The sequence below is a fragment of the Corynebacterium striatum genome (assembly GCF_016728105.1).
Taxonomy (GTDB): Bacteria; Actinomycetota; Actinomycetes; order Mycobacteriales; family Mycobacteriaceae; genus Corynebacterium; species Corynebacterium striatum.
Genome location: NZ_CP068158.1, coordinates 868115 through 880003, shown reverse-complemented (window position 1 = coordinate 880003; position 11889 = coordinate 868115). Strand labels below are relative to the sequence as shown.

Sequence of the window (11889 nt, the reverse complement as noted above, 5' to 3'; positions counted from 1 at the left end):
GGCTCGCCCGCTCCGCGGCGTCGTCAAGCGCCGCCCAAGCAAAGAACAATCTTTCCAAGTAAAAGGAGAACATCATGTCCGAGAACACCCCAGAAATCCGCAAGGGCCTTTACGGCGTCGTCGTTGATGAAACCGCAGTCTCCAAGGTGGTCCCAGAGACCAACTCCCTGACCTACCGCGGATACCCAGTCCAGGAGCTGGCCCGCTACTGCTCCTTCGAGGAAGTGGCCTACCTGCTGTGGAACGGCGAGCTGCCGAACCAGGGTGAACTGGTCCGTTTCTCCGCTCGTGAGAAGGCGCTGCGTCACATCGACCGCCACCTCATCGACCTGATTACCTCGATGCCTAAGTCCTGCCACCCGATGGACGTGCTGCGTACCGCCATCTCCTTCATCGGTTCGCAGGACCCGGAAGAGTACACCAAGGACTCCGAGCACATCCGCCGCACCGCTCTCGAGCTGATGGCCAAGATTCCGACCATCATTGCGCTCGACATCCGACGCCGCCGTGGCGAGGGCTACATCGAGCCAGACCGCAAGAAGGGCTTTGCCGAGAACTTCCTGTGGATGGTCTTCGGCGACGAGGAAGGCTCGCCGGCTAACTCCCGCTCCGATATTGAGGCATTCGACAAGTCCCTCATCCTCTACGCTGAGCATTCCTTCAATGCGTCGACCTTCGCGGCTCGCGTGGTCACCTCGACCATGTCGGACACCTACTCCGCAGTGACCGCCGCAATCGGTGCTTTGAAGGGCCCGCTGCACGGTGGCGCAAACGAGGCCGTCATGCACAACTTCTTAGAGGTTGGCGACCCAGCCAAGGCAGAGGAGTGGACCCTCAATAAGCTCAAGAACAAGGAACTGGTGATGGGCTTTGGTCACCGCGTCTACAAGAACGGTGACTCCCGCGTGCCGACCATGGAGGCAGCATTCCGCGAGCTGGCTAAGGACCATGGCCAGGAGCAGTGGGTTGCAATGTACGAGAACATGTCCAAGACCATGTATGAGAACACCTCCATCAAGATCCAGCCGAACCTGGACTTCCCGGCTGGCCCCGCGTACCACATCCTGGGCTTCGACATTGAGTTCTTCACCCCGATCTTCGTGATGGCCCGCATCACCGGTTGGACCGCCCACATCGTGGAGCAAAACGAGAACAACTCCCTGATCCGCCCGCTGTCTGCCTACAACGGCAAGGAGCAGCGCTCCGTTCCGCCGAAGCAGATCTAATGAGCCGCTGTGCTTGACGACGGGCGCTGCACGTAGCGAAGGCATGACATGCCAACGCCACTTGCAGCGCCTAGTGCTATTGCGCCTGCAGCAATAAGAAGTGCCTTCCAATCGATAGCAAAGGTGAGGCCATCTCCCATTGCGTAGACCATTCCGGCAAGCGGGAGGATTCCAGCAATACAGCCAGTAATGATCGCAGTACATGCCAGTGTGGCCGTCGTGAGTACAACGATTCTTAGGTGCCAGGAAGAATCGAGGCCAAGTACTTTGAAGGTGGTCTCGATTGCTTCGGTAGCGCGAGCAAGTTGCCGCGAGAAAACAAAGGTTACGGCTAACGCGCTGAGCAGCGCGGCTGCCAAACTGATGTAGAACGCCCGCGGTGTCGAAGAGGTTTGAACCAGCGGCAGTAGTACGAGCTCGTGGGGGATACGGGCTTGCGCAGCGCTATCAAGAAAGCGCTTTTCTTGGTCTTCCTGGAGACCCGTAAAGACCCATTGTGTCCTACCTGCCGGTGCATCTAGTTTCTGCGCCGTGGATTCGAGGATAATTCCTCCAGCCAGCTTCTCCCAGTGAGGTCCGAAGTCGATACTCACCGCTGGAAGGGTTGTGGGACTGGGATTTCTGCTCGTGCTGATTGAAGCATGGTCATGGTCGATGAATCTGTTATCGCGGACCAATGCTCCGGTCGCAAGGACATCTTTTTCCGAGGCAGTAAGCTCTCGGTCTAAGAGCCGTTCTACGTCATGAACGGATTCGACGCCCAGTACACCAAAAGTCCCCGACATCTCCGTGGGCATTTCCAGCGTGGCTTGGACATAAGAAATACGAACTGGGGCGGGCACACCCAACGCAGTGGCGACGTGCTGAACGGAATCAGCGTTTGTAGCTAGGCCATCATCTGTCTTCTTTAAAACGTGTGCCTGGTTTGGGGCGATTGTTGACGTCAAGCTGTCGTTCTCACTGGCTGTAAAACTGGCTGACATCGAACTACTGAACACCGCGGTTCCCATGCACAGGACCAACAACACCAGACCCGTACCAATGAGTTGACGGTGTTTTTCGGCAAATCTCAGGGCCACGCCTGCTGGAGTGTAGGGCCGGCTGGTTCGCGGACAGCGTGCGAGAAGAAGAGAAAAGACGATGCACATCGCCACGGTTGGCGCTGGCGCCCATGTTTCGAATACGTCGGGCCCCAGCAGTGCTGCAGCGAACGTGAAGAGGACAGCGACAAGGACAATAACGACTGCACCCCAGCGTAAGAATGATGCCGATGGGGTCGGTGTCGGGAAGTCCTTCCAGAACGGATGAGGTTGAGCCGACGGCGCGGTGGCAATAGCACCAATCAGGAGTGCTGCTAGCGAGCTAGCGAGAAGAAGCACTAACCATTTCCATGGAATCAGGACTCCAGGATCAGGCAAACCTCCAAGTCCAGAAATGAAAGGGCGCGCACATTGTGCCAGACCTGCACCCAATACGAGTCCTGCGACGGAGTACATCAAGGCTGAACGAAGCAGGATGAATGCGCTGGACTTCCACAATAGGAAGGGCGAGATTCCTAGCTCGAAAAACCGCTGGCTCAACGGGCGAAGTACCTGGTAGGTAATCCGCCACAGGAAGAAGATCAAAGCGCATGGGATGACAACGGCGAACAGGCCGAAGAAGAAGGAATAGCTATCGGCGAATCCTGAAGGCGGCGTTGCGAGCAAGCTTTCTCGGGTGAGAAGCGATGCCGAGAAGGCGTCGTCAAGCGCTGCACGATCGACGAGGTCTGCATCCCCGATCTGACTCCTAATGAACTCGGTGAGGGCTGCAGGAGTCTTTCCTTCGGAACCGAAAACAATTGGCCGGACCGAAGCGGAGGTCATGGAATAAGCGTCAGCGTCGATGGTGTTCCACGTTCCCGACGCGCCGTACACAGCTTCTTCATGCTTGTGGAAGGAATTCGATGCAACGCCAACGATACGGAGAGGTAGCGTGCCGTTGAATGCAGTTGTGTTCTCTCCAAGACTAAGGTTCACGTCCTCGGTGACTACTACCTCGCCAGGAGCGCTAGGCCAATGGCCCTGAACCAATGCCAACCCAAAATCGGGAGCTTGATCTTCCCAGTGAGACTCCTTGTAGACAAGGGAATTTGAAGGATCGCTATCGACATAGAGATCGTAAGTCTCGAGCTGGGCAGTAAATCCCCGCTCTGGGGAATCAAGTTGTGGCAGCGTCTGCTCAACCACGCCCGCCCGCGTGTACACAGGCACGTCCACGCGCACGGCGTTGTTTCCCAATTCTGACTGCGCCTTCTGCTGCGGGGACAACGTCATGAAGAGATCGGCCGAGACAGCAAATGCGAATAATCCTAAGCACACTGCGATTGCCGCTGCGCCGAAGCGGTACCGTTTCGAAGAATGCACGACTTTCGTAATCAGTTCATTGAGCATGCGGGGCTGCTTTCCCGATCTGGCCGTCGATCAGCGTGTAGGCCGTGCTGCAATAGTCGAGCATGATGGGATCGTGGCTGGTTGCTATCACGGTTGTGCCAGTTGATGCGAGCTTTTTGAAGAGTCGAAAAATGCCATGGGAGTTCTCGGAATCGAGCGCAGCAGACGGCTCATCAGCCAAGAGAATTCGCCGGTTCCCAGACAGTGCTCGGGCGATTCCGACTCTTTGACACTGGCCGCGCGACATCTCTGCGGGAAATCGTTGAGCAAGTTCTGCTAGTCCTACCTGGGCTAATGCCTCGGAAGCCTTGTTGTGTGCCGCCGTTTCATCGACACCCGCTGCGGCAAGCACAAGCATGACATTTTCGAGCGCGGTGAGTTCATTCATTAATAAGTCGTCTTGATGGACGAAACCGATTGTGTTGCGGCGCAAGGCGAGTAGTTCCTTGGGAGCAGCGGTGGATACACAGGTATCGAAGACCGAGATTGAGCCTTCATCGATAGGTAGAAGACCTGCAACCGCGCGCAGGAGAGTGGTTTTGCCGGAGCCGCTCTTTCCTGAAATTCCGAGAAACTCACCTTCATCAACCTCTAGGCTTGTGCCTTTGAGAACATGCGTGCGCTGGGCGCCTTCGCCTAAATACTTGTGGACGTTAGAAATGGTGACTGAATTCATGAGCTCTTTGCAGCAGAGAGGCTCGCGTCAAGGTCGTTGACCGAGGCTTGAGCGGGAACAGAATGGCTGGTGGCGAGACCTCAGCTTAAAGCTGGTATCCGTCTTCATTATGAATCCTTCAGAAGTGAAAGACGAAGTTGGTTTGTTAACTTTATCGAAGAATAGCAACCCTGAAGAATGTATGTCACGAGGTTTATATCTTTGCGGCAGAGGGGTAGGTTCCGCCCGCTTTGATTCTGAAACGATATGGGTTGGGGTGTTTAGAGGTATGCATGGTGAGTTTAGTGAGAAACTGAACAATTTCTGTTGAGCTATATGTCGAATTTCGCCCGCGTTGTCGCCTCGGACACTATCCTTGTCTTCGTATTGTTCCTATCTGAAAGGACCACTCCTAGTGTCTGATACCGCCCACAAGCCCTTCTCCAAGATCTTGGTGGCCAACCGCGGTGAGATTGCCGTGCGTGCTTTCCGCGCGGCCTTTGAGGTTGGTGCCAAGACGGTCGCCATTTACCCCAAGGAAGACCGCAACTCCTTCCACCGCGCGTTCGCTAATGAGGCAGTGCGCATTGGTACCGAAGGCCAGCCGGTCAAGGCTTACTTGGACATCAATGAGGTGATTCGCGCCGCCAAGAAGTCCGGTGCGGATGCCATTTACCCAGGCTATGGCTTCCTCTCTGAGCGTGCGGATCTGGCCCGAGCCTGCCGTGACAACGGCATCAAGTTCATCGGCCCCACGGCTGAGACCCTCGACCTGACCGGCGACAAGGCTGCCGCTGTGGCTGCAGCTGAGGAAGCAGGGCTGCCGACTCTGAAGGACTCGAAGCCCTCGACGGACGTCGACGAGCTGGCGGAATACTCCAAGGACTTCGAGTTCCCCGTCTTCGTAAAGGCAGTTGCCGGCGGTGGCGGCCGCGGTATGCGCTTCATTGAGAACGAAGCAGAACTGAAGACCAAGTGTGCGGAGGCATCCCGCGAGGCGGAGGCCGCCTTCGGTGACGGCCACGTCTACCTTGAGACCGCGGTGATTCGCCCGCAGCACATTGAGGTGCAGATTCTGGCTGACTCCCAGGGCAACGTCATGCACCTGTACGAGCGCGACTGCTCCGTGCAGCGTCGCCACCAGAAGGTCGTCGAGATCGCCCCGGCGCCGACCCTGGACCCGGAGCTGCGTGACCGCATCTGTGCGGACGCCGTAAAGTTCTGTGAGCACATTAACTATGAAGGCGCCGGTACCGTCGAGTTCCTCGTCGATGAGAAGGGCAACCACGTCTTCATCGAGATGAATCCGCGTGTGCAGGTTGAGCACACCGTGACCGAGGAGGTCACGGGGGTGGACATCGTGAAGTCCCAGATGCAGATTGCCGCGGGCCTCTCCCTGGAGGAGCTGGGCCTGAAGCAGGAGGATATCCACATCACCGGCGCAGCGCTGCAGTGCCGTATTACCACCGAGGATCCCTCCAACGGCTTCCGCCCGGATACCGGCACGCTGACCCAGTACCGCTCGCCGGGCGGCGCGGGCGTGCGTCTCGACGGCGCAACGGCCGTCGGCGCGGAGATCTCGCCGAACTTTGACTCCCTGCTGGTGAAGATGACCTGCCGCGGTGTCAACTTTGAACAAGCCGTGGCACGTGCGCAGCGAGCGCTCAATGAGTTCACCGTGGCCGGCGTGGCCACCAACATCGGCTTCCTGCGTGCTCTGCTGCGCGAGCCGGACTTCGTCAACACCCGCGTGGACACCAGCTTCATTCCGGAGCACCCGGATCTGCTCAAAGCTCCGCCGGCCGTGGACGAGTCCGGCCGCATCATCGACTACATCGCTGACGTGACCGTTAATAAGCCGAACGGCGAGCGTCCGACCATCCTGCGCCCCTTCGATAAGCTGCCGGATTTGGACTTTAACTCCGAGTTGCCGCGCGGTTCCCGCGACGACTTGCTGGAGCTGGGCCCGAAGAAGTGGGCAGAAAAGATCCGCAAGCAGGATGCCCTGGCCGTCACCGATACCACCTTCCGTGACGCCCACCAGTCCCTGCTGGCCACCCGCGTGCGCGGTACCGACTTGGTCACCGCTGCTGAGGCTGTCGCGCGCATGACCCCGGAGCTCTTCTCCGTCGAGGCGTGGGGCGGCGCAACGTACGACGTCGCCATGCGCTTCCTCAAGGAGGACCCGTGGGTCCGCCTGGATCTGCTGCGTGAGGCAATGCCGAACCAGAACATCCAGATGCTGCTGCGTGGCCGCAACACCGTGGGCTATTCGCCGTACTCCAACGATGTGTGCACCAGCTTCGTGCAGGAGGCCGCCAAGTCCGGCGTGGATGTCTTCCGCATCTTTGACGCGCTGAACGACGTCACCCAGATGCGCCCGGCTATCGACGCCGTCCTGGAGACCAACACCACCGTGGCCGAGGTTGCCATGGCCTACTCGGGCGACATGTGCTCGCCGGGGGAGAAGCTCTACACGCTGGACTACTACCTGAAGCTGGCTGAGGAAATCGTGAACACCGGTGCACACGTGCTGGCCATTAAGGATATGGCTGGCCTGCTGCGTCCGGAGTCCGCTTCCAAGCTGGTCATGGCGCTGCGCAAGGAATTCGACCTGCCGGTCCACGTCCACACTCACGACACCGCGGGCGGCCAGCTGGCTACCTACTACGCTGCGGCGCTCTCTGGCGCGGACGTCGTCGACGGTGCTTCCGCACCGCTGGCTGGCACCACCTCGCAGCCTTCGCTGTCCGCCATCATCGCGGCGTTCTCCAACTCTTCGCGCGACACCGGCATCGAACTGCAGGCCGTCTCCGATCTCGAGCCTTACTGGGAGGCTGTCCGCCAGCTCTATCGTCCGTTTGAGAAGGGCATTCCTGGCCCGACCGGCCGTGTCTACCGCCACGAGATTCCGGGCGGCCAGCTGTCTAACCTGCGGGCGCAGGCTACCGCGCTTGGCTTGGAGGACCGTTTCGAGGTCATCGAGGACACCTATGCCGCCGTCAATGAGATGCTGGGCCGTCCGACCAAGGTGACCCCGTCCTCCAAGGTTGTTGGTGACTTGGCTCTGCACCTCGTGGGTGCGGGCGTGGACCCAGCCGACTTTGAAGCCAACCCCACCAAGTACGACATCCCGGATTCCGTCATCGCGTTCCTCCGCGGTGAGCTCGGTAACCCTCCGGGTGGCTGGCCACCGCTGCGCGACAAGGTCCTTGAGGGCCGCGCGCCTGGCGACGTCTCCGTCAAGCCAGTACCGGAAGAGGAGAAAGCTCACCTGGTCTCCGACAACTCTGACGAGCGCCGTGCGTCCCTGAACCGACTGCTCTTCCCGAAGCAGTTCGAGGAGTTCAATGAGTTCCGCCGCACCTTTGGCAACACTGAGGCGCTCACGGACACCGTCTTCCTCTACGGCTTGGAAGAGGGCAACGACTACATCGTCCACTACTTCCCGGAGGGCTCTAACGACCGTGCGGATCTCAAGACGATCACGCTTCGTCTCGACGCCCTCGGCGAGCCGGATGAGAAGGGCATGCGCAACGTTGTGCTCAACGTCAATGGCCAGATTCGCCCGATGAAGGTCCGCGACAACAACGTGGAGTCCTCCGTGGCCACCGTGGAGAAGGCCGACCCGTCCAACGACGGCCACGTGGCCGCGCCGTTCGCGGGCGTGGTCAACGCCACCGTGAAGGCTGGCGACGAGGTCAAGGCCGGCGACCAAGTCGCCGTCATCGAGGCCATGAAGATGGAAGCCTCCATCTCCGCAACCAAGGACGGCAAGGTCGAGCGCGTAGCCATCGGCCAGGCCACCAAGGTCGAAGGTGGCGACCTCATCGTGGTCATTAACTAATCGGCTATAAGCTGTCAACAGAAGAGCGCCCCTCCCGCTGACCTTTGAAGCGTCGGCGGGAAGGGCGCTCTATTCTGCGCGGTTGCAACCTAGTGGGCGAAGTACTTGACCATGGTGGGCGCCTCCGAATTACCGGGGACGGTGATGTCTTCGAAGCCTTCGGATTCGTAGAGCTTGCGGGCGCCAGGGTTCTTGGGGTCGACCCACAGTGCAATCGCGGGGGCCTCTTGGGCCGCAGCGAGGTCGCAAATGTTGCGCAGCAGGCGGCGGCCTACGCCTAAGCCACGGTAGCGGTATTCCACCGCGATGAATAGCTCGGGGATTTCCTCTGGGTCAAAACGGGTTGCCCACTGGGATTCGTCGAAAGGCTCTGCTTCCGGGTTACCCAGGTACGCCGCACCTTTGCGCGCACCGGTGTAGTAGCGCAGCCACGCACCGCCCATCGGTACGTTATGACTGGAAACGGCGATGCAGCCGCCGTCGACAAGCGGCGACCATTCGTCGATGTACAGGCCCACGTCTGCCGTGTGGAAGTCAGGGACGGCAGCCTCTTCGTCACCCAAAACATCAGCGAGGAAGAGCAGACGGGACAGGTAGGTCCGGTCTGGCTCCTTGGCCAGCCGGACCCCATAAGCAGAGTCGTTGGCAGTCATTCCACCGACTCTAGTGAGCTATTTGATCTCCAGCAATGGGGTGCCCTTGTTGATCTGGGCGCCCTGCTCCACAGCGAGGCCGGTCACGGTGCCGGACTTGTGGGCCTTGACTGGGTTTTCCATCTTCATGGCCTCGAGGATGAGCACGACGTCGCCTTCTGCGACCTCCTGGCCCTCCTCGACGTTGACCTTGATGACGGTGCCCTGCATTGGTGCCACGACGGCGTCGCCAGACGCAGCGGCCTTGGCGCCGCCACCGCGACGCTTCTTGGACTTCTTGCGCGGAGAACCGCCACCGAAGATGAGGTTGGACGGCAGCGCAATCTCAATGCGGCGGCCAGCGACCTCAACCACGAACTTCTGGGCTGGGTCTGCATCGTCCTCAGCCGGAGCATCTGGGTCGACGTACGCAGGCAGCTCGCCCACCCACTCTTCTTCAATCCACTTGGTGTAGACATCGAAGGACCCGTTCTCAGCGGTAAACGCAGGGTCGCTCACGATGGCCTGGTGGAAAGGAATGACGGTCGGAAGGCCCTCGACGGTGTACTCCGACAGGGCGCGGCGTGCGCGCTGCAGCGCGGTCTCGCGGTCTTGACCCCAGACGATGAGCTTGGCCAGCATGGAGTCGAACTGGCCACCGATGACGGAGCCTTCACGCACGCCGGAATCCACACGCACGCCTGGGCCTGCTGGCTCTGCATACTTGACGACGTTGCCCGGTGCCGGCATGAAGCCAGCCGCAGCGTCCTCGCCGTTGATGCGGAACTCGAATGCGTGGCCGCGCGGGGTTGGGTCCTCGGTGAAGGAAAGCTTGCCACCCTCTGCGATGTTGAACTGCTCGCGCACGAGGTCGAGGCCGGTGGTCTCCTCGGAAACCGGGTGCTCGACCTGCAGACGGGTATTGACCTCAAGGAAGGAGATGAGACCGTCGGAGCCAACGAGGTACTCGACGGTACCTGCGCCGTAGTAGCCTGCCTCGCGGCAAATGCGCTTAGCGGACTCGTGGATGGAAGCGCGCTGCTCGTCGGTGAGGAACGGCGCTGGTGCTTCCTCCACTAACTTCTGGAAGCGGCGCTGCAGGGAGCAGTCGCGGGTGCCCACGACGACGACGTTGCCGTGCTGGTCAGCTAGGACCTGGGCCTCAACGTGGCGAGCCTTGTCGAGGTAGCGCTCGACGAAGCATTCGCCGCGGCCGAATGCTGCGGTGGCCTCACGGGTAGCGGAGTCGAAGAGCTCTGCGACCTCGTCGCGGTTGTAGGCAACCTTCATACCGCGTCCGCCGCCGCCGAAGGCAGCCTTGATAGCGATGGGCAGGCCATGCTCGTCGGCGAAGGCCTCAACCTCGGCGGCATCCTTGACCGGGTCTGGGGTGCCTGGCGCCATTGGGGCGTCGGCGCGCTCGGCGATGTGGCGGGCAGTGACCTTGTCGCCCAAGTCGCGGATGGACTGTGGGGAAGGGCCGATCCAGATGAGGCCTGCGTCGATGACAGCCTGGGCGAAGTCGGCGTTCTCAGACAAGAAGCCGTAGCCCGGGTGAATGGCGTTGGCGCCGGATTTTGCTGCGGCGTCGAGAATCTTGTCAAAGACAAGGTAGGACTCGGCGGAATTTTGGCCGCCGAGGGCGAAAGCCTCGTCTGCCAAAGCTACGAAAGGCGCGTCGGCGTCTGGCTCTGCATACACAGCGACGGAGGCGATGCCAGCGTCGCGCGCGGCGCGGATCACGCGGACTGCAATCTCACCGCGGTTAGCAACTAGCAGCTTGGTGATCTTCTTGGTTTCAACTGCCACGGCAGGAACCCTCCTGATAAAACTCGAATTGGACTGTCCACTATTCTTGCACACAAAAACATGAGAAAACCGTCAGGTTCCGGTTTTGTTTCCAAAAATATTCCCGCACCAGCGTCGATGCGGGAAAATGCGGCGTGTTGAGTGCTTAAGTATGATGCTTCTCGCTATTGATTAACCTTCGATAGGCATGCGGATCATGTTGCCCCATTCGGCCCAGGAGCCGTCGTAGACCTTGGCGTCCTTGAACCCAAGGAGGAAGGTCAAGACAAACCAGGTGTGCGCAGCCTGTGCGCCGACGTGGGAGTAGAGGACGGTCTCGGAAGCGGGTTCCAGCTCGCCGTAGTTTACGTTGAGCTCGGAAAGCGCGCGGAAGCAGCCGTTGGGGTAGACCGCGCGGTCCCACTCTAGGTTCACGGCGCCTGGGATGTGGCCGTGGCGCATGGTGGTGCCGTATGCGGAGTCGCCGTTGGGGGACTCGTGGGTGGCCTCGCCAAAGAACTCCTCCGGCGTGCGGGTGTCTACGAGTTTTGCGGTCGTGCCGCGAACTTGGTCCACAAAGATGCGGTAAGTCTCGTCGTTGCGCTCTACCTCTGGGTAATCAGACTCTGGGAAGTCGGGAACCATAAAAGAGGTGTCGCGCTCTTCGGTAACCCAAGCATCTCGGCCACCGTCGAGGAGACGGACGTCCGGGTGGCCGTAAAGCTCAAATACCCACAGGGCGTAGGCGGCCCACCAGTTGGCTTTGTCGCCGTAGATAACCACAGTGTCATCACGCTTGATTCCTTTGTCGCGCATGAGCTGCGCGAAGCCTTCCGCGCTGACGATGTCGCGGGTAACGGGGTCCAGTAGCTCCGTCTGGAAGTTGATGCGGGAGGCGGTGGGTACGTGGCCGATGTCGTAGAGGAGGGAGTCCTCGTCAACCTCGATTACGCGTAGGCCTTTAATGCCTAGGCGGGCCGATAGCCAGGGTGCAGATACGAGACGCTCTGGGTGTGCATACTCTTGGAACGGAGGATTGGGATCGAACTCGGCCATGGTTCGCCTACCTTTCTATGAAGGGGATTTTGGTTAGGCATGTTTAGTCAAATCAACTTTAACGCGAAAACCTCTAGATTGGTCACCCAGCGTCCCTACTGTGTTGTTGGATACATTTTTGGTCTACTGTGCATAAGTTGAAACTGCTGGTTATAACAAGTGTGCAGGTCAAGCCCTAAAACGATTTCTGAGCGGCGAAAATGACCGGGGTTAAGGCGGGGTTAGCAAGCGAGCGCAGGGGCAAAGACTGCGA

Annotated in this window: 7 protein-coding genes; 2 read left to right on the top strand and 5 right to left on the bottom strand. The window is 59.6% G+C overall.

Features of this window, described 5'->3' with window-relative positions:
* Window positions 1-74: 74 nt before the first annotated feature.
* Entirely contained in the window at window positions 75-1226 is a 1152-nt protein-coding gene (locus I6I72_RS04055) for a bifunctional 2-methylcitrate synthase/citrate synthase (protein ID WP_049064154.1), read from the top strand.
* Here I6I72_RS04055 and I6I72_RS04050 read toward each other — a convergent pair.
* The gene (locus I6I72_RS04050) at window positions 1223-3658 is read right to left on the bottom strand and encodes a hypothetical protein (RefSeq protein WP_049147324.1); all 2436 of its coding nucleotides are present in this window, start codon (window positions 3656-3658) and stop codon (window positions 1223-1225) included. The two genes, I6I72_RS04055 and I6I72_RS04050, sit on opposite strands and share 4 nt — an antisense overlap.
* On the bottom strand, window positions 3648-4334 hold the full coding sequence (locus tag I6I72_RS04045; RefSeq protein WP_049147326.1) for an ABC transporter ATP-binding protein: 687 nt from the start codon (window positions 4332-4334) through the stop codon (window positions 3648-3650). The genes I6I72_RS04050 and I6I72_RS04045 overlap by 11 nt, the downstream gene beginning before the upstream one ends.
* 394 nt (window positions 4335-4728) lie before the next feature.
* Here I6I72_RS04045 and I6I72_RS04040 point away from each other — a divergent pair, with 394 nt between their 5' ends.
* Window positions 4729-8160, top strand: coding sequence for a pyruvate carboxylase (locus I6I72_RS04040; protein WP_070508606.1), 3432 nt, complete (start codon window positions 4729-4731; stop codon window positions 8158-8160).
* A gap of 89 nt (window positions 8161-8249) precedes the next feature.
* Here I6I72_RS04040 and I6I72_RS04035 read toward each other — a convergent pair whose 3' ends face one another.
* The 3 genes from I6I72_RS04035 to I6I72_RS04025 all read right to left on the bottom strand — a co-directional run bounded on the left by I6I72_RS04035 (window position 8250) and on the right by I6I72_RS04025 (window position 11636).
* Window positions 8250-8813 (bottom strand): GNAT family N-acetyltransferase, encoded by a 564-nt coding sequence (locus I6I72_RS04035; protein ID WP_005528010.1) that lies wholly within the window; start codon window positions 8811-8813, stop codon window positions 8250-8252.
* An 18-nt stretch (window positions 8814-8831) separates the two neighbouring features.
* Complete coding sequence (locus tag I6I72_RS04030) at window positions 8832-10601, bottom strand: acetyl/propionyl/methylcrotonyl-CoA carboxylase subunit alpha (protein WP_049147330.1); 1770 nt, start codon at window positions 10599-10601, stop codon at window positions 8832-8834.
* A gap of 171 nt (window positions 10602-10772) precedes the next feature.
* The gene (locus I6I72_RS04025; protein WP_005528012.1) at window positions 10773-11636 is read right to left on the bottom strand and encodes a sulfurtransferase; all 864 of its coding nucleotides are present in this window, start codon (window positions 11634-11636) and stop codon (window positions 10773-10775) included.
* Window positions 11637-11889: the final 253 nt, after the last annotated feature.

Bases quoted from the DNA above. Each gene is read 5' to 3' on its own strand.
- I6I72_RS04035 (WP_005528010.1), bottom strand. From the start codon at position 8,813: ATGACTGCCAACGACTCTGCTTATGGGGTCCGGCTGGCCAAGGAGCCA.
- I6I72_RS04045 (WP_049147326.1), bottom strand. From the start codon at position 4,334: ATGAATTCAGTCACCATTTCTAACGTCCACAAGTATTTAGGCGAAGGC.
- I6I72_RS04025 (WP_005528012.1), bottom strand. From the start codon at position 11,636: ATGGCCGAGTTCGATCCCAATCCTCCGTTCCAAGAGTATGCACACCCA.
- I6I72_RS04050 (WP_049147324.1), bottom strand. From the start codon at position 3,658: ATGCTCAATGAACTGATTACGAAAGTCGTGCATTCTTCGAAACGGTAC.
- I6I72_RS04055 (WP_049064154.1), top strand. From the start codon at position 75: ATGTCCGAGAACACCCCAGAAATCCGCAAGGGCCTTTACGGCGTCGTC.